We start from the raw sequence: 18,118 nt of genomic DNA, 5'->3' as shown, positions 1-18,118 counted from the left end.
GGCTGCTCAGGCGCGGTGCTGGGCGAGGAAGTCGGTGCCGCGTCGGCCGTCAGCGGCACGGGGCCGGGCCGGGCTGCCATGGGTCTCGCGGGCCTGCGTCCTTGGTGAGGGGGCGTCCGGTGGGTGGGTGGGCCGCAGCCGGCCGGGGGTGTCGACTGCGGCCCGGCCGCCTCGCCCGCTCCGGCGGTGCGAGGCGGCGGCAGGGGGTCAGGGAAGGAGCACGACCTTGCCCCGGTTGCGGCGGGCCTCGATGTCGCCGTGTGCGGCGGCGGCCTGACCGAGCGGATAGGCGCGCCATACGGGGACGTCGAGCTCGCCGGTGGCGGCCAGGCGCACCAGCTGCGCAAGCGAGTCGTCGGCCGGGTCGGCGCCGCCGGCGCTGAAGCGGACGCCGTGCTGCGCGGCGGCCATGTCGGCGATGGTGATGACACGTGCGCTGTCACCGGTCAGGGCAACGGAGTCGGCGAGTACGCCGGCACCGGAGGCGTCGAAGACGACGTCGACTCCCTGGGGAGCCGCGGCCTTCACCCGCTCCACCCAGCCGTCGCCGTAGCGGACCGCGGTGGCTCCGAGCGCGGTGACGCGCTCGATGTCGTGCTCACCGGCCGTGCCGACGACGGTGATCCCGCGGGCGGCGGCCAGCTGCACCGCGACGGTGCCCACGCTGCCCCCGGCGCCGTGGACGAGCAGGGTCTGCCCCTCCTTCGCGCCCAGCTGCCGCAGGACACGGGACGCGGTCTCGCCGACCGTGACGAGCGAGGCGGCGACCTCCCACGACAAGGCCTGCGGCTTGGCCACCGGCCGGTCGAGCAGGGCGTATTCGCCGTAGCTGCCGCCGACCGCGGCACCGAGCACCTCGTCGCCCACGGCCGCGTCGGCCCCCTCGCCGACGGCGTCGACGACACCGGCCGCGTCCAGGCCGGGGACCACGGGGAAGCGGGCCGGGGCGGCCTCGGCCATCAGACCGGACCGGATCTTGATGTCGAGAGGGTTCACGGAGGCGGCCCGCACACGGATCCGGACCTGGCCCGGGCCCGGCTCCGGCGTGCTGACCTCCGACAGTCGCAGCACCTCGGGTGCGCCGTACTCGGAGAAGGTGATTGCTTGGGACATCGCAGACTCCCAGGTAGGGGCGGGTGGAGAAGGGAACCGCACGCGCTGTCGCTCAGCGTGCGGCCGCCTCGGCGGGGTCGCCGCTCAGGCGGAGAGGGTGGGGTAGTCGGTGTAGCCGCGGTGGTCGCCGCCGTAGAAGGTGGCCTTGTCGGCGGTGTTGAACGGACCGCCGGAGGCCAGCCGCCGCGGCAGGTCGGGGTTGGCCAGGAACAGCGAGCCGTAGGCGATCATGTCCGCGCTGCCGTCCTCGATCAGCCCCAGCGCGTCGGGACCGGTGACGTCGGGGTAGGTGAACGGGTTGAGGACGAACGTGCCCGGCCACACCTTGCGCAGCCGCGGGGTCAGGTCGCGGTGCGGCCCCTCCATCAGGTGCAGATAGGCCAGGTCCAGGCCGGCGAGCCGCTCCAGCAGGGCGAGGTAGACCTCGTCCGGGTGGTCCTCGGAGATGTCGTTGTACTGGTTCCCGGGGGAGATCCGCAGGCCGACCCGGTCGCTGCCGATCGCCTCGGTCACGGCCTCGGTGACCTCGACGGCGAAGCGGATGCGGCCCTCGGTGCCGCCGCCCCAGGCGTCGGTGCGGTGGTTGGTGTTGGGCGCGAGGAACTGGTGGATCAGATAGCCGTTGGCGCCGTGGAGCTCCACGCCGTCGAACCCGGCCGCGACCGCGTTGCGGGCCGCGTCCGCGAAGTCGGCGATGGTCTGCCGGATCTCCGCCTCGGTCAGCTCCTTCGGCGCCACGAACTCCTTCGGCCCCTCATGGGTGAAGACCTGGCCCTTGGCGGTCACCGCCGACGGCCCCACCGGGACCAGTCCGTCGGGCAGCAGGCTGGGGTGGCCGATCCGGCCGGTGTGCATCAGCTGCGCGTAGATCGCACCGCCCGCACGGTGCACGGCGTCGGTCACCGTCCGCCACGCCCGCACCTGCCCGGCCGTGTGCAGGCCCGGGGTGTCGGGGTAACCCTGGCCGAGCAGCGAAGGCTGGATGCCCTCCGTGACGATCAGCCCCGCACCGGCGCGCTGCGCGTAGTACGTCGCCATCAGCTCGGTCGGCTCGGCGCCCGGCCCGTGGGCGCGGCTACGGGTCATCGGCGCCATCACGAGGCGGTTCGCCAGGCGCTTGCCGCCCAGGTCGATCGGATCGAAAGCAGTGGTCATGGTCCTCTTCCTCGGGAGATGTGAGGTGCCGCGGCACGGGCGCTCGGGGAGCCCGGGCCAGCGATTGCCTGTCTGAACAAGTAAATCACCTGTCCGAACAAGTAATGGCCAGAAAACCCTTCCCGCTCTCCCGTGCGAAGCACGCAACACCTTGCTGCCTGCCCGTATGCGCCTTGGGATCGGCGTGGCCGCCGTGGGGTCTGGGGTCGGAAGGTAGGCTTACGCTGACCGAACAGGAAAGTGAGATGCAGATGACGCAGTCCACGCCGGACGCAGGGAAGGGGCCCGTGGGGACGGGGCAGGAAGCCGCTGTCCCGGTGCCGGCCGCGGCCAGTGGCGGGCCGGTCAGTCACGCGATCTTCCGCCTGGCCCGCCTGCACCGCATGTTCGCCGGACAGCTCCTGCGCCGGATCGGCCTGCATCCGGGACAGGAGCTGGTCATGATGCACCTGTGGGAGCTCGGCCCCCGGCGGCAGACCGACCTGGTGCGCCTGATGGACTCCGACGCCGCCACCATGACCCGCACCGTCCGGCGCCTGGAGCAGGCCGGCTTCGTCCGCCGCCGCCCCTCTCCTACCGACAAACGCGCCTCGCTCATCGAGCCGACAGCGGCCAGTCACGCCCTGCGCCGCCAGGTCGAGCAGGTCTGGAGCCAGCTCGAGGGCATCTCGACAGCGGGCCTCTCCGACGACGAGCGCACCGCGGCCCTGCACGCCCTGGAACGCCTGGAACAGAACCTCGTCCGGGCGGCCGCCGAGGCAGCCGAGGAAGCCGATGCCGTGGGTGCCGCGGGCGCGAGCGGAGACGAATAGCGTCGCGACGGCTGGGCAGCGGGAGTAGTGGGATGGCCGCCTTCGGGGCGCAACGGGACGGCGGGTCTTCGCCGACGGCCCTCAGGAAGCGGGCGTACTGCCGATATCTACTGTTGTCGGTGTAGTTTTTCCTCGACTGCGGCAACAGAAGAAGGTTGCCCCTGTGGCCGAGCGCCGCATGCCGGGCCGGCTGCGCTGCCCGTGGGTCGGCCTGTGGGAAGCGTTTTCCGTCCTGTCGCCCGGTCGGCCGAGGGGGCCGACGTATTTCCGGCCGAATGCGGGCGAGCACCGATGTCGAATATCTCACGCCGCGACTACAGAAATGGCCACTGGTGCGGTAGGGGTTTTTTACGCTCCCGAAAGCGTCGGGATCATGCGCCGGGTGTGGACGCCAGTACCGTGCTACCGTCGATCTCAGTTGCAGTTGTGGTTCCCAAGACTTCAAGCGTGCTCGCCGTCGTACACGGCGGAGCGCTTTCGTATTTCCGGTGTTTATTTCCGGACGGGCAATCAACGCAGCGATACGGAGCTCGCACGGTGTGGGCTCCGGCACTGCCCCGAAGGAGATATGACATGGCTACTGGCACCGTGAAGTGGTTCAACGCGGAAAAGGGTTTCGGCTTCATCGAGCAGGATGGTGGCGGCGCCGACGTCTTCGCCCACTACTCGAACATCGCCGCCCAGGGCTTCCGCGAGCTGCAGGAAGGCCAGAAGGTGAACTTCGACGTCACGCAGGGCCAGAAGGGCCCGCAGGCCGAGAACATCGTTCCCGCCTGACGCGTTGCACCGTAGCTGGGGCCCGCACCTTGGGTGCGGGCCCCAGCTCGTTGCTTTTCGGGGTTCCCGCGTTCCCCGCAATGGCCGCACACGCGGCAAGCGGGCGGCCAGTTCGACTCCCCGACCGCTGTCATGCGGCGGCAAGCCGTCCGAAATGCGATCCGGCAGCTGTTTCACTCTTCTTTGCGGGATTGCCGGTCCCGCTTCGGCGTGCAGGGTCGACACACTTCCTCCCCGCTTCGTTTCATCCCATTTCATCGGTTCGTTCTTGCGATTCTTTGTGTGCGGCTCATTGCCGCCGGGAATTCCTCGACGTACCGCATCGAGGAAGGTTCTCCATGAACCGCACAGCTCGCACGAATGACCGCTACTCCCGCTCCGCCGGCTCGTCCGGCTCAAGCCGCGGCGGCTACCGCTCCGGTGGGCCGAACCGCTCGGGCACGGGTCGTTCCGGGGGCTCCGGACGGCGTCCCGCGGCACTGCAGGGAGAGTTCGCCCTGCCCGTCACCCACACTCCCGCCCTGCCCCCCGCCGAGACCTTCGCCGAGCTGGACATGCCGTCGGCGCTGCTGGCGGCCCTCAGCGCGGAAGGCATGTCCGCCCCGTTCCCCATCCAGGCCGCCACGCTGCCGAACTCGCTGGACGGACGCGACGTTCTCGGCCGCGGACGCACGGGATCGGGCAAGACGCTCGCCTTCGGTCTGGCCCTGCTGGCCCGTACCGCCGGACAGCGCGCCGAGCCCCGCCAGCCGCTGGCACTGGTCCTGGTCCCCACCCGGGAACTGGCGCAGCAGGTCACCGATGCCCTCACCCCCTACGCCCGGTCGCTCAAGCTGCGGCTGGCCACCGTCGTCGGCGGAATGTCGATCGGCCGCCAGTCCAGCGCACTGCGCGGCGGGGTCGAGGTGGTCGTCGCCACGCCGGGACGGCTCAAGGACCTCATCGAGCGCGGTGACTGCCGGCTGAACCAGGTCGGCATCACCGTGCTGGACGAGGCCGACCAGATGGCCGACATGGGCTTCATGCCCCAGGTCACCGCGCTGCTCGACCAGGTCCGTCCCGAGGGGCAGCGGATGCTGTTCTCGGCCACCCTGGACCGCAACGTGGACCTGCTGGTCCGGCGCTACCTGACCGACCCCGTGGTCCACTCCGTCGACCCTTCGGCGGGCGCGGTCACGACGATGGAGCACCACGTGCTGCACGTCCACGGCGCCGACAAGCACGCCGCCACCACGGAGATCGCCGCCCGCGAAGGCCGGTCGATCATGTTCCTGGACACCAAGCACGCCGTGGACAACCTCACCAAGCACCTGCTGAACAGCGGTGTCCGCGCCGCGGCCCTGCACGGCGGCAAGTCCCAGCCCCAGCGCACCCGCACCCTGGCCCAGTTCAAGACCGGCCAGGTCACCGTCCTGGTGGCCACCAACGTCGCCGCCCGCGGCATCCACGTCGACAACCTCGACCTCGTCGTCAACGTCGACCCGCCCAGCGACCACAAGGACTACCTGCACCGCGGCGGACGTACCGCGCGCGCCGGCGAGTCCGGCAGCGTCGTCACCCTCGTCCTGCCCAACCAGCGCCGCACCATGAACCGCCTGATGGCCGACGCGGGCATCACCCCGCAGACCACCCAGGTCCGCTCGGGCGAGGCCGAGCTGAGCCGCATCACCGGCGCGCAGGCGCCCTCCGGCATCCCGGTCACGATCGCCGCACCCGTCGTCGAGCGCCCCAAGCGCAGTGGCTCCTCCAACCGCGGCCTCCGCAGCCGCCCCGCCCAGGCCCGCCGTGCCGCAGGATCAGCCCGCACCGCGACACCGACTGCGCGGCAGACCTCCTCGGCCCCGGCCGCCTAGGCCGGTCCCGGACGATCACGCTCGGCTCGTCGGACCATCGTCACGGAGGCTTTCGTTGATGCTGCAGAGCTACCCCCAGGCGGACCGCTCCGGCAAGGCAGCCGGCGACGTCATGTCGTCGCCGGGACCACAGGTCGGCGACGACATGATCGTCGACGTGGCCCTGTCCGTCCTCATCGGGGCCCGTGCCGACCATCTCCTCGTCCGTGACGAGGACGGGCGGTGTACGGGCCTGATCACCCGCTCCCAGATGACAGCCCACCACCAGGGCTCCTGGTACACCGAGGAGACCCGGTTGCGGGACCTCGTCTACGACCGTGGGCCCTTCACTTCGCCCGTGATGTCCGCACACGACGCGGAACGCGCCATGCGTCAACGCGCGCTGCGGGCCTCACCCGTGATCGGTGAGGGCGGGCACGCCCTGGGCGTCGTCGTCCTCACCCGTTGATCCCTCTCCGTCCAGGCCGGCGATCCGTTTCCGGCTTCTCTTCGACCTTGTAGAGGCACTATGCGCGTCGTCATCGCCCGCTTCCCTTTCGACCTGCTCAAGACCGAGGTGCAGGATGCGATGAAGGGCATCAAAGCCGAACCCATCACGGGTGAGTCCGTGCTCATCGGTCGCCGCCATTACCCCGTCAAGCAGGTCGGGGAGATCATCACCCGGCAGGATCGCCGTGACTTCTCCGCCGGTGAAGTGACCCGAGCCCTGAGCCGCCTCGGCTTCGTGTGCCGCCCGGCTGCCGCGCTCGTGCCACCGACCGGTCTCACACCACTGGAGACGGCGTCGGCCTTGCTGGGGCACCCGGCTCGAGCCTGACCGGACCGCTGTGGGCAAAGAATCCGCCCGGCAGCGGCCAACTCGGCGGCCGGAAGAGCGAGAGCGGAAAACGGTCCCAGCCGTTTTGACCCCCTCGAGTACCTCGACGTCCGCCACCGCCTCGAGTCCAGCCGTCCGGTGATGACTGGGCCCTGGACGACCACGGTGAGAGACGTCTGATTGCTCGGCTCCGACTCCACCCTGCCGGCGACGTGGTGGCAGTCCATGCCCGGCGGTCCGAGGCTGACCTCCCCCAACGCCGTGGGGAGAGACCCCTGGCGTGGCTACCTGGTTGTCAGCGAGGCCCAACAGTCCGGGGGAGGAAGGAAGCTGTGTCCCGGCCGCGCTGACGGCAGGCGTCGACCTCATCCGCCTGGCCAGGACCCCGCAGGCTGCCCTGGCCTGCACCGTGTACACCGTCACCGCCTTGCTGCTGTTCGGGACGAGCGCCATCCACCACCGCGGCACCTGGGGGTCGCGCGGCGAGGCTGTTCAGAGGACGCCTCGACCGCGGTGCTCAGTCCGGTTCGCGTCTGGCTGATGGCGAAGAGCTCCGGCGACGATGTCGGCGGAGCTCGTCCGCATGGCTGCTGCCGGGTCAGGCTGTCCGACGCCGGCTGAACGTCCCCGGGGCACGGCGGCCGTGCTCGGGCGCGGAAACGGAGTTCGGACGGGAATGCATCGCGGGGCCCTGGTGCCGAACACGCACCAGGGCCCCGAGGGGTTTGAACACCATCTGCCGGCTTACTGCGCTGCCGGCCTTCTGTTTCCGCACCGTCGCCCGGGAGAGGGCGGGAAGTGCGGGGATCGCGGATGTGTGACCGGGGACCACCTTCCAATCCGGGGCCTGCGGTACCCGAGCGGACTCACTTCCTCGCCCGGGCGATCCTGATGGCGTCTGCCTCCTTCTCGTCCTCCTGCTGACCTGCTTGTTACTGCGGATCCGCTGTTCCGCTCGCGGCCCCGGGGGCCGCCCGGCCCGGCAGTCAGTCGCGGGGCCCCTGTGCATATCTTTCGGCCCCGCGACTCCACTGCCGTGCCTCTTCTGGCACTGCACGCGCGGCAGTTCGACCTCTGCCGCGCCTTCGATCTCTTGGCTACGACGAAAACCCTAACCCCCGCGAGGCCGCATGTCTATCGCCTACACGGCAGATTTTCTGTGAAGACGGTGGCCGAGCTTCTGTCGGCCACGCCTAGTGAAAACTGCACCAGGAAGCGCGTCGCCGGGGTGTGGGAACCGAAGGGGCGGGCACACTGCCTGTCACGGCAAAAGGCGCAATGGATCACAGGTGGGGTGTACGCGCATGAACGGCACGAAGATCGGCAGCGCCCCTCATCCCGTACCGACCGTGGTGCGGGGCGAAAGCCCGGACAGTGTCCACCGGGCCCGCGAGGCGACCCGCGCATTCACCGACAACCTCACCCCAGCGCCGGATCCCGAGCGTGCGGACGCCTTCCTCCTGGTGGTCTCGGAACTCGCCACCAATGCCCTGCGCCACGGCGGCGGCCGGTACACCCTCCGACTTTCCGTCGGCCCGGACACGATGACCGCCGCGGTCAGTGACCTCAGTTCAGCGGCCCCCCGCGAACGCACACCTGATCTCCACGGCGGCAGCGGTGGCTTCGGCTGGCACATGATCCGCCACCTCACCAGCCACCTGACCATCACCCCAGCCCCCGGAACCGGCAAAACCATCCATGCCCAACTCTCCCGGTAGCTGGGCGCTGTGGTTCCGCTACCGGGACCTCAGCCGGACCCGGACACGCGCCGCGCCGAGGCAAAGGACCTCAAGGGGGCGGTGCGTCTGCGGCGAGGGCCTGCCGTTCGTGGCACGCACCGGTGGTGGCCGGTCCCTCTGTCAGGGCGGTGGCCCAGGAGGGTGCGGTCGCGAGCGGCCAACCGGCCGGCCAACCCGAATGGCGCTCTTCCGGGTGCGCATGAGGCAGAAGTCCACTCACCGGCTGTTGAGAAAATCTGTCACGACGAGCGTAGACATGGGTGCGTGTGGAGGTTAGTGTTTTCCCGTACTCAAGAAGTCGAAGAGGGCACGGCAGAGATGAACTGCTGTGCAAGCAGGTCAGACAGGACGCGGAACGGCAGTGGAGCGACGGGGCCGGAAATGGTGGTTCCTTCGCTGACTGCCGGGCCGAGCGGCCCCAGGGGTCGCATGCAGTACCCGCGATATCCAGCAGTACAACCGAGTAGCCGAATGAGGTAAGGAGCAGACGCCATCAGGATCGCCCGGGCGAGGAAGAACACCGCTCGGGTACCGCAGGCCCCGGATTGGAAGGTGGTCCCCGGTCACGCATCCGCGATCCCCGCAGCCCCGCCCTCCCAGGCGGGCCGGCGGAACAAGAAAGCCGGCGCAGTCAGTCGGTAGATGGTGTTGAAAGCTCGGGGCCCGGGTGCCAGAACGGCACTCGGGCCCCTCGATGCGTCCCCGAAAGAAGAGGTCTATGCCCCCTCGCACTCCCCGCCCCGTCGACAAGTTCGACGACGACGACTACCCCGCCTACACCATGGGCCGGGCCGCCGAAATGATCGGCACCGCCCCTGCCTTCCTCCGCGCCCTCGGCGAGCACCGCCTGATCACCCCGCTGCGTTCCGAAGGCGGCCACCGCCGCTACTCCCGCTACCAGCTACGCATCGCCGCCCGAGCCCGTGAACTCGTCGACGCCGGCACCCCCATCGAAGCCGCCTGCCGCATCATCATCCTCGAAGACCAACTCGAAGAAGCCCAGCGCATCAACGAAGACCTGCGCACCCGCGACGCCACCTCGTAACAGCGTTCGAGACCGACCTGCCCGAGCTGAGCACCGCTGCGGCCGCGACAACGTTGCCCCGGCGGACGGGCCAGCATCCGGAACCAGGCCCGTCCGCCGCACCGAGGTCCAGGAGGGCCTTGCACCGAGGCCGAGATCCGGTCCCAGAAGGTCCGCGAGCTCACGCGTGACCGTTCGGGCAGGTCGCCTCCGAACAGCGGCGCCGAGGCGAAGACCTGCCCTCGCGCTCGACCTTCCGGGGGAAGGCGGTCTGCTCGCCGGATCGGTCTTCCACCGGGTCTGGCGCAAGGCTCGCAAGGCTGTCCTCGGCGAGCACGACTACAGCTCGCCCGTCGGGAAGCGTGTCTACGACCTGCGCCACACCTGCCTGAAGACCTGGCTCAACAACGGCATTCCGCCGGCTCGGGTCGCCGCCTGGGCGGGCAGCAGCGCCCCCGTCCTCCTGGCCACCTGCACACGCTGCATCACCGGACAGCTGACCGAACTCCAGGGGCGGATCGAAGAGCCTCAGCGGCTGCTCGCTGTGCCCACAGCCGTGAAAGTGTCGCCGAAAAACGCCGGGAAGTTTTCGGGAAACCAGCCGTCGAGAGCCGTACCGGACCGGCTTCGGCCGGACTCCCACCTTCGCCTCCAGGAGTCGTTCCGGCCCTGCCGAAGCCGCCGCGCCGGACCGCCAAACCGCCCCTGACCAGCGAAAAGCCCTCCACAAGGGAGGGCTGGACACCGTACGGGCGGTGGCGCCCCCGGCAGGACTCGAACCTGCGGCCAAGTGCTTAGAAGGCACCTGCTCTATCCACTGAGCTACGGGGGCCGGGTGTGGACGTGGATCACGGACCGCGGACAAGGATAGAGGTCCGGGTGCCTCGTCCCGGTTGCTTCACCTCCGTGGCACGTTGTGGAGGTTCGGTGAAGCGGTCCCGATAATCGCAGGCAGGTACGAATCCTGCACCGCTTTTGACGTCTCGTGCGGCGGGTGTTGTGCACTCGTTATGCCTGCGCCCCACTCGTCGCGAACGTCTCATGCGCCACTCATCCCGTTCTGTGGGGGTTCTTGCGGCGCGCACAAGGGGTTATACGCTTCAAAAACCCAACTAAATTGGGCATTCTGCACATGTGGCGACCTTGGACGTACGACCCCGGCTGATCGACGCACTGTCCGTTCTGCGCGACCGCGTTGACGCCGCACGCTTTCCACTGCCACTCCGGGGTGCTGCCCGGGCCCGGCGCAACCGGGCCGAGCTGCTCGCCCAGCTCGACGACTATGTGATTCCCCGCCTGCGCTCCCCGCAGGCCCCGCTGCTCGCGGTGATCGGCGGATCGACCGGGGCGGGCAAGTCCACGCTGGTGAATTCGCTGGTGGGGCGGCGGGTCTCGGAGGCGGGGGTGCTGCGTCCGACGACGCGCACACCGGTGCTGGTCTGTCATCCCGATGATCTCCACTGGTTCGCCGGGCCACGGGTCCTGCCGCAGCTCGCCCGGGTGTGGGTCCCTGAGCAGGACGACGGTGGCGAGGACGGATACGCGGCGGGCGACGGCCTGGGCCGGGGCGATTACGGCGGGCACGGTGCGGGCGGGGTGGCGCCCGGCGGTGCGCGCGGGGCGGCAGGCGGGCACGGGGTGCGGATGCCTCATGGGGCCCGTATGGCGCATGGGCTCGGTGGGGGGCAGGGGCAGCGGCAGCGGCAGGAGACAGAGGGGGCGGGTGGTGAGCAGGGCATCGGCTTCGGCTCCGACTACGGCTATGGCTATGCGGCAGGGGGGCCGGGGGCCGGTGGCGGCGGGGCGTATGACGGTGCGGGCGGTGGTGGCGTAGGCCTGGGCGGGGAACCGGGTGGGTCACGGGCGGCCGGCGGGGGTGAGGCGGGGCTGCTCACGGTGCGGATCGAGACGGATCGGGCATTGCCCAGCGGGCTGGCGCTGCTGGACGCCCCGGACATCGATTCGCTGGTGGCGCGCAACCGGGAGCTGGCCGCGGAGCTGATCTGCGCGGCGGACGTCTGGGTGCTGGTCACCACGGCGGCCCGGTACGCGGATGCGGTGCCCTGGCATCTGCTGCGTACCGCAAAGGAGTACGACGTCACCTTGGTGACCGTGCTGGACCGGGTGCCGCATCAGATCGCCACGGACATTTCCGGGCGGTACGCGGAACTTCTCCAGCGGGCCGGTCTCGGCCACGTCCCGCGGTTCACCATTCCCGAGCTGCCCGAGTCGGCCGGCGGCGGGAGCGGTCTGCTGCCCGCCACGGCCGTGGCGGCGCTGCGGGACTGGCTGGAGCGACACGCCCAGGACCCCGTCGCCCGCACCGCCGCCGCGGACCGTACGGCCGCCGGAGTGATCGCGTCGCTGCGCAGCCGGCTGCCCGCGCTCGCGGGGGCAGCCGCTGCCCAGCACGCCGCGGCGCTGCGGCTGGCCGGCCGGGTCGAGGAGGCGTACGAGCAGGCCGCGGAGCGGGTACGGCAGGAGGTCGCGGCCGGTGAGGTGCTGTCCGGGGACGCGCGGGCGCACTGGCGCGACCATGGGCTCGACGGCCGCTCCGACGAGCTGCTCGACGCGCTGACCCACGGGCTGACCTCGCTGCTGACCTGTGCCGTGGAGGAGGCCGACGAGCGGGCCGCGGACGGCTGGCGGCGCGACCCCGCGGCGGCCGACGTCTCGCTGGCGACCGCCGAAGGCGCGGGCGGACGGCTCGGTGTGATCGTCCGGCGCTGGCGGCGCTGCCTGGAGGAGCTGGCCGAGGAGGAGACCCGTGAGGCGCGTGCCGGGCAGGCCGGTGAACGGGTGGGGTCGGTGGAGCCGGAGGAGTCGGCGGCGCTGTTGGCCACGGCTCTGCTCGGTGGCCGGCGGGCCCGTACGGCGGGCGAGAACCTCGCCGACCTCTTGGGGGCCCAGACCGCGCTGCGGCTCTGCGACCGGGGCGCCCGGCTGCTGGCCACGTATGTGGCGCGTGCCCTGGACGGTGAGCGGGAGCGGCGGCTGGCACCGCTGGACCAGCTGACCGTGCCACTGGACCAGCAGGCGGAGCTGATCGCCGCGCTGTCCGTCGTGCAGCGGGAGAAGCAGAAGGAGAGGCCGGAGGAGACGGAGAAGCGCAAGCAGCGGCGGGACGAGGACGAGCGGGCGAGGGCGATGGAGAAGGAGGAGGTGTCGGGGTGAGCGATTCCCAGGCAGCGGTTGGTTTCGAGGCGGCGGATGGCGCCGAAGCGACGGATGGTTCCGGGGAGTGCTTGGGGAAGGGGCGGGAGACGGGGGTGGGTGTGGTCTCGATGCCGGCGTCGGTGGGCGGAGTGACGTCGGTGGAGGGCGTGGCGGCGGTGGACGGCATGGCATCCGTGGGGTGCGAGGTATCGGAGGCGTCCGTACGGCCTGCGGAGGTCGGAGAGGGCAGAGAGGCCGGGGAGTTCGGGAAGGCCGTGGGGGAGCGGGAGAGGGGCGTGGGGGCGGAGCCCGCTGTGCGGGCGGCGGTGGTGGGCGGGGCGTGGGATGACGGGTTGATTGCGCGGCGGGCGCGGGACGTGGGAGTGCCCCGGTCGGTGGTGCGGCAGGCGGTGAGCGAGGAGCGGGAAGAGGCGCCTGTGGCGGCGGGTATGGCGCTCTCGCGTGGGAGGTCGTCGGGTGGCGCCCCCATGGCGTCAGGAGTGCGGGCGTATGGCGGGTCACGGTTCGCGTCGCGGGGTGAGGCGATGGTGCAGCCGCGTTCGCCGGTGGGTGGGGAGGGCGGGGGCGGGTACCGATGGGTCGCGGACGGCGGCCGGCGGGCCGTGGCGGGCGGACTGCGCGGCCGGTTGGATGCCTTGCGGGAGTTGATCGCGCTGTCCCGGTCCCGGCTGGACGGGCGGGCGCTGGAGGGCGCGGGGCGGGTGTTGGAGACGGCGGACGAGCGCTACCGGCTGTCCGGTGAGCACACCGTCGTCGCGATCGCGGGGGCGACCGGCAGCGGTAAATCGTCGCTGTTCAACGCGCTGGCCGGGGCGAACCGTTCGCAGGTCGGCCCGCGGCGGCCGACGACCGCGGAGCCCGTGGCCTGTGTCTGGCCGGGCAGCCGGGCGGGCGCGGAGGGGCTGCTGTACCGGCTGGGCGTGCCCGCGCACCGGCGTCATGCCCCGGCGGACGGCAGCTCCGAGCTGCACGGACTCATCCTCATCGACCTGCCCGATCACGACTCCTCGGCCACCGAGCACCGCGCTCAGGTGGACCGGATGCTGGAGCTGGTGGACGCGGTGATCTGGGTGGTGGATCCGGAGAAGTACGCGGATGCGGTGCTGCACGAGCGGTATCTGCGGCCGCTGGCGGGCTACGCCGAGGTCATGTTCGTCGTGCTCAACCAGGTGGACCGGCTGCCCGGCGACGCCGCCGACCAGGTGGTGGACGATCTGCGCCGGCTCCTGGACGAGGACGGGCTGGCGCTCGGCGAGCACGGGGAGCCCGGGGCGGCGGTGCTCGCGCTGTCCGCCGCCACGGGCAAGGGCGTGGGCGAACTGCGGGAGGCGCTCGGTCAGTTCGTCACGGAGCGGGGCGCGGCGGACCGGCGGCTGGCGGCGGATGTGGATGCGGCGGCCGAGCGGTTGCGGTCCGTATATGTGGCGCAGAGCCGGGTCGGGCTGACCGAACAGGCACGGGCGGAGTTCGACGACCGGCTGGCGGAGGCGGTCGGGGCGGTGGCCACCGGGCGCGCGGCGGAACGCGACTGGCTGCGGTACGCGGAGCGCGCGTGCGGGTCGCCGTGGGCGCGGATGCGGGGATGGCGGGGGAGCGGGTGGCGGACCCGTGGCTCCGGGGCGGGGGCCGGGGCGATGGGCACGGGGGCCTTCGGGGGAGGGGCGACGGGCGCCGGGCGGATGGACGACGCCGGGCGGGCGGACGGTGGGCGCGCCGGTGCGCGGCAGGTCCGTAGGGGGCGGACGGGAGCGGGGCGGGGTGACGTCGGGCGGGGGACGGGGACGGGGAGAGCCGAGGTGAGCAGGACCGGTGCCGGCCGGGGCGGTGCCGGTCGGGCCGCTCTGTGGCGCAACGGGACGCGGCTGGGCTCGGTGGGGCGGCAGGAGGGCCCGGGGCATCTGCTGGCGGGCGGTGGCGCGGCCGGGGAGGGGGGCGAACCGGCGGTGGACGGCCGGGCGGCGGCGCGGCCCGTGGTGGAGCAGGCCGTACGCACCGTGGCGGGTGAGGCGGCGCACGGCTTGCCGGCGCCGTGGGCCCAGGCGGTGCGGGAGGCGGCGGACCGGGGCGCGTACGGGTTGCCGGAGGCATTGGACAAGGTGGCGGCGGAGGCCGAGGAGGCGCTCCGGGGCGGACCGGCCGTGAAACCACGCTGGTGGACGGTCGCCGCGTCGCTGCAGGGAATGCTGTCCGTACTCCAAGTCGTCGGTGTGCTCTGGTTGCTGGGCGCGGTCACGGGCGCGGTCACGGGCGCGGGCGGGGCGGCGGACTGGGTCTCGGGGCTGCTTCCCGCGCTGATCGGCTCGGTGGGCGGGCCGGCGCTGACGTGGATGTGCCGGGTGGTGGCACGCGGCCCGGCCCGGCGTTACGGGCAGGACGCCGAGCGGCGACTGCGGAGTGCGGCGGCCGGGTGCGGACGGGCGCGAGTCCTGGAGCCGGTCGCCGCCGAGCTGTTGCGCTATCGGGAGGTACGGGAGCAGTACGCGGTGGCGTCGGGCACCTGACGGGTGGGCGTGTGAGGGCCGTTGCTTGACGACGGGTGCGTGGCCGGACGGTTGCCCGACGGCGGGTGTGTGCCGGGCCGTTCCCTGACGGCCGGTGCGTGAGGGCGGATTCCCTCTCCCGGGTGGCCGAGTTGTCCACAGGCGGCCACCCGTCCACATGCCGCCGCGGCGCCCGCCGCATACGTGCAGCATGAGGTCGACGCAGCGCGAGCGGCACATGACGGAAGCGAGCGCATGACGCGGGGGAGGCGTGTTCCGTGAACGACACGATGGTGACGCTGGTGGGGAACGCCGCGACAGCGGTGGAGCACCGGCAGACGACAGCGGGTGTGACGGTGGCCAGGTTCCGGCTGGCGGCGAGCTCCCGTCGGTGGGACAGAGCGCAGGAGCGCTGGACCGACGGGGGGACGAGTTTCTACACGGTCCGGTCGTGGCGCGCGCTCGCCGACAATGTCGCGGCGTCGGTGGCGGTGGGGGAACCACTGGTCGTCCAGGGGCGCTTGCGGCTGAGGGAAGGGGAACAGCCCCCGGAACGGGGCGGGCAGCGCTGGTTCTCGGCGGAGGTCGACGCCGTGGCGATCGGCCACGATCTCGCGCGCGGCACCTCCGCGTTCCGGAGAGTCGCCCGGCCGGCCCGCAGGGAAGCGGACCAAGCGGGCCACGGGCCCTCCCCGTTGCCGCCGCCTCCCGGACCTCGCTCCTCGCCGGTGCCCCGGCCGGCGGCTGCGGAACAACAGCCGGCGGTTCTGGAACGACCGGGGACTCTGGAACGACCGGTGGCTCTGGAAGAACAGCCGGACGCTTCGGGCCCACCATCGGGGACGTGGGAACAACAAGGGGCCGGGGAGGGGCTGGTGCCTGTGGGCAAGCCAGCGCGGAGCAGTGTCGAGCCCCCGGCACCCGGAGAGACGCCGACACCTCCGAACGCACCGGCACCGACAACCCTGAACGCACCGGTACAGGCGGATGTACAGCCTCCGCCCAAGGGACCGCCTCCCGCCAAGGAAGCGGCCCAGGCCCAGAGACAGGCCCCCGCCAAGGAGCCGGCCCCCGCCAAGGAGCCGGCCCCCGCCAAGAGACCAGCCCCCGCCAAGGAGCCGGCCCCCGCCAAGAGACCAGCACCCGCCGGGAAACAGCCTCCTGCCGGCAGGCCCGCGCCCGTCAAGAAGCGGTCCACCGCCGCGATTTCGCCATCTGCTGAGGTGCCGGACGCTGCCGTTCCGGCGGCTCCAGTCGGGCCCCAATCACCCCAAAAGGCCGCTGTGCCCTGAAAAGTTCTGGGGATTTGTCGATAATGCCAGGTCAGGGTGCCTGTTGTCGGTAACGATTGCGATTCGGATCGCTTATGGGATGCCATTACTGGGGACCCTGATGCACCTGCTCCATAAGATCCGACAAGTACTCACGGGGGCTGACGTGTTCGGCTGTTGAGTTCTTTGGGATCTTTCCGGCGAGGCAACCTCTCCCACTCGACCGCCTCGCCCAGAGGGGAAATTCATGCTTTCGATGAAGAGGCGGGGCGCAGCTCGCCTTGCCGCCGCGGTCGTGGCCTCGGGCCTGGTCGCGGCGGGTGCGATAGCCACCGCGGGGACTGCCGCGGCGGATGACGCGACCTCCACGCACGGGGGTGCCACTGCCACGCTCGGCGGTCTGAAGACCTTCGACCAGGCGGTTGTGCACAACGACGGAGGGGACCAGCGCGTAGGCGCCGGCCTCTTCGAGATGGCGGTCGACAACGGCGGCACGCTCCAGACGTACTGCATCGACATCCACAACCCGACGCAGCAGCAGGCCAAGTACCAGGAAGTGCCCTGGAGCGCCTCGTCGCTGCACAACAACGGGGACGCGGGCAAGATCCGCTGGATTCTGCAGAACTCGTACCCGCAGGTGAACGACCTGGCCGCGCTTGCCTCCAAGGCCGGCGCCGGGAGCCTCACCGAGAAGACCGCCGCGGCCGGCACCCAGGTCGCGATCTGGCGCTTCTCCGACCACGTCAAGGTGGACGCGGTCGACCCGGCGGCCGAGAAGCTCGCCGACTACCTCGAGAAGAGCGCGCAGAACCTCGGCGAGCCGAAGGCGTCGCTGACGCTGGACCCGCCGGCCGTCTCCGGCAAGTCCGGCAGCAAGCTCGGCCCGGTCACCGTGCACACCAACGCCGACAGCGTCACGATCGCCCCCGCCGCCGGTGCGCCGGCCGGTGTGAAGATCGTCGGCAAGGACGGCAAGCCGGTCACCAGCGCCGCCGAGGGCACCCAGCTGTTCTTCGACGTGCCGAAGGGCGCCGCCGACGGCAGCACCTCGCTGACCGCGCAGGCCGCCACCAAGGTCCCGGTCGGCCGTGCCTTCACCGGCATCGGTGAGCACGCCAAGAGCCAGACCCAGATCCTGGCCGGCTCCAGCGAGTCCACGGTCTCCGCGGCCGCCACGGTCTCCTGGAAGAAGCAGGGCGCCATCCCGGCGATCACCGCCGAGAAGAACTGCGCCAAGGGCGGCGTGGACGTCACGGCGGCCAACAAGGGCGATGAGGCCTTCCGCTTCCAGCTCTCCGGCAAGGACTACGAGATCGCCCCGGGCAAGTCGCAGACCGTGACCGTCCCGGTGGCCGAGGACCAGCCGTACAACATCACGATCAAGGGTGAGGGCGGCTTCAAGAAGTCCTTCTCCGGGGTCCTGGACTGCAAGACCGCCGGCAGCGGCGGCGGCAAGCCCTCCTCCAAGCCCAGCCCGGCCTCGGTCGGCGGCAGCACGGGCGGCGACAAGGGCGGCGACCTGGCCGAGACCGGTTCCAGCAACGCCACCCCGATGATCGCGGGCATCGCGGTCGTCCTCGTCGTGGTCGGCGGCGGCGCGGTGTTCTTCCTCCGCAAGAAGAAGACCGGCACCGCGTAAGGACACCCGGCGCCCGGTGCGAACCGGGGTCCGGCGACACCCGGCCGGACCGGTGAGAACCGGCGCACAGTGATCCTCGGCGGCCGCTCGGTGACCTCATGGTGAGCGAGCGGCAGTCGAACGAGTAACCCACGGCCCCGGAGCGCAGCGACGCTCCGGGGCCGCTGGCGTCCGGCGCCCCGGCGCCGCTCCTTCCCGCAAGGGGGGCGCGGCCCGGAGGGCGGATGCCACGTGGACATGGAGAAGAGAAAGGCCCGCTGC

At 71.5% G+C, this 18,118-nt stretch carries 14 protein-coding genes, 1 tRNA gene and 1 pseudogene; 13 read left to right on the top strand and 3 right to left on the bottom strand.

The features are described 5' to 3' along the window. Window positions 1–207: 207 nt before the first annotated feature. Together Scani_RS30100 and Scani_RS30095 are read right to left on the bottom strand one after the other, a co-directional pair. The gene (locus tag Scani_RS30100; RefSeq protein WP_159480923.1) at window positions 208–1,113 is read right to left on the bottom strand and encodes an NADP-dependent oxidoreductase; all 906 of its coding nucleotides are present in this window, start codon (window positions 1,111–1,113) and stop codon (window positions 208–210) included. An 84-nt stretch (window positions 1,114–1,197) separates the two neighbouring features. Next, window positions 1,198–2,268, bottom strand: coding sequence for an alkene reductase (locus tag Scani_RS30095; RefSeq protein ID WP_159480922.1), 1,071 nt, complete (start codon window positions 2,266–2,268; stop codon window positions 1,198–1,200). Between the two features lie 251 nt (window positions 2,269–2,519). Here Scani_RS30095 and Scani_RS30090 point away from each other — a divergent pair, with 251 nt between their 5' ends. From Scani_RS30090 to Scani_RS41265, 9 genes and pseudogenes are all read left to right on the top strand, one after another. After that, a complete protein-coding gene (locus tag Scani_RS30090) occupies window positions 2,520–3,080 on the top strand; it encodes a MarR family winged helix-turn-helix transcriptional regulator (RefSeq protein WP_174872832.1) in 561 nt (186 codons plus the stop codon). Between the two features lie 573 nt (window positions 3,081–3,653). Continuing rightward, window positions 3,654–3,857: a cold-shock protein gene (locus Scani_RS30085; RefSeq protein ID WP_069775160.1), complete on the top strand. Its 204-nt coding sequence runs from the start codon at window positions 3,654–3,656 to the stop codon at window positions 3,855–3,857. Between the two features lie 338 nt (window positions 3,858–4,195). Next, window positions 4,196–5,710 carry a DEAD/DEAH box helicase gene (locus Scani_RS30080; protein WP_159480921.1) on the top strand — a complete coding sequence of 505 codons (1,515 nt, stop codon included), beginning with the start codon at window positions 4,196–4,198 and terminating at the stop codon, window positions 5,708–5,710. 58 nt (window positions 5,711–5,768) lie between these two features. Further along, on the top strand, window positions 5,769–6,158 hold the full coding sequence (locus Scani_RS30075; RefSeq protein WP_159480920.1) for a CBS domain-containing protein: 390 nt from the start codon (window positions 5,769–5,771) through the stop codon (window positions 6,156–6,158). Between the two features lie 60 nt (window positions 6,159–6,218). Continuing rightward, window positions 6,219–6,527, top strand: a complete 309-nt coding sequence (locus tag Scani_RS30070) for an SCO5918 family protein (RefSeq protein ID WP_159480919.1) — start codon at window positions 6,219–6,221, stop codon at window positions 6,525–6,527. A gap of 280 nt (window positions 6,528–6,807) precedes the next feature. Further along, window positions 6,808–7,026, top strand: a pseudogene (locus tag Scani_RS41270) (PAQR family membrane homeostasis protein TrhA); the annotation flags it as partial. 805 nt (window positions 7,027–7,831) lie between these two features. Beyond that, complete coding sequence (locus Scani_RS30065; protein WP_159480918.1) at window positions 7,832–8,245, top strand: ATP-binding protein; 414 nt, start codon at window positions 7,832–7,834, stop codon at window positions 8,243–8,245. Window positions 8,246–8,984: 739 nt separating this feature from the next. After that, a complete protein-coding gene (locus Scani_RS30060) occupies window positions 8,985–9,311 on the top strand; it encodes a MerR family transcriptional regulator (RefSeq protein ID WP_159480917.1) in 327 nt (108 codons plus the stop codon). 166 nt (window positions 9,312–9,477) lie between these two features. Then, window positions 9,478–9,999: a site-specific integrase gene (locus Scani_RS41265; RefSeq protein WP_246296228.1), complete on the top strand. Its 522-nt coding sequence runs from the start codon at window positions 9,478–9,480 to the stop codon at window positions 9,997–9,999. Between the two features lie 47 nt (window positions 10,000–10,046). Here Scani_RS41265 and Scani_RS30050 read toward each other — a convergent pair. Then, a tRNA-Arg gene (locus Scani_RS30050) sits at window positions 10,047–10,122 on the bottom strand. A gap of 302 nt (window positions 10,123–10,424) precedes the next feature. Here Scani_RS30050 and Scani_RS41260 point away from each other — a divergent pair. From Scani_RS41260 to Scani_RS30030, 4 genes are all read left to right on the top strand, one after another. Beyond that, on the top strand, window positions 10,425–12,464 hold the full coding sequence (locus Scani_RS41260) for a GTPase domain-containing protein (RefSeq protein ID WP_246296227.1): 2,040 nt from the start codon (window positions 10,425–10,427) through the stop codon (window positions 12,462–12,464). A 527-nt stretch (window positions 12,465–12,991) separates the two neighbouring features. Next, the gene (locus tag Scani_RS30040; protein ID WP_159480916.1) at window positions 12,992–14,968 is read left to right on the top strand and encodes a YfjP family GTPase; all 1,977 of its coding nucleotides are present in this window, start codon (window positions 12,992–12,994) and stop codon (window positions 14,966–14,968) included. Between the two features lie 269 nt (window positions 14,969–15,237). Further along, window positions 15,238–16,239 carry a single-stranded DNA-binding protein gene (locus Scani_RS42240; protein ID WP_371872442.1) on the top strand — a complete coding sequence of 334 codons (1,002 nt, stop codon included), beginning with the start codon at window positions 15,238–15,240 and terminating at the stop codon, window positions 16,237–16,239. A gap of 226 nt (window positions 16,240–16,465) precedes the next feature. Next, entirely contained in the window at window positions 16,466–17,857 is a 1,392-nt protein-coding gene (locus tag Scani_RS30030; protein ID WP_159480915.1) for a Cys-Gln thioester bond-forming surface protein, read from the top strand. Window positions 17,858–18,118: the final 261 nt, after the last annotated feature.

Source organism: Streptomyces caniferus (genome assembly GCF_009811555.1).
In the GTDB taxonomy this organism is placed as follows: domain Bacteria; phylum Actinomycetota; class Actinomycetes; order Streptomycetales; family Streptomycetaceae; genus Streptomyces; species Streptomyces caniferus.
Note: the sequence above shows the minus strand (reverse complement) of the source record. Positions and strands in the feature narration are given on the sequence as shown.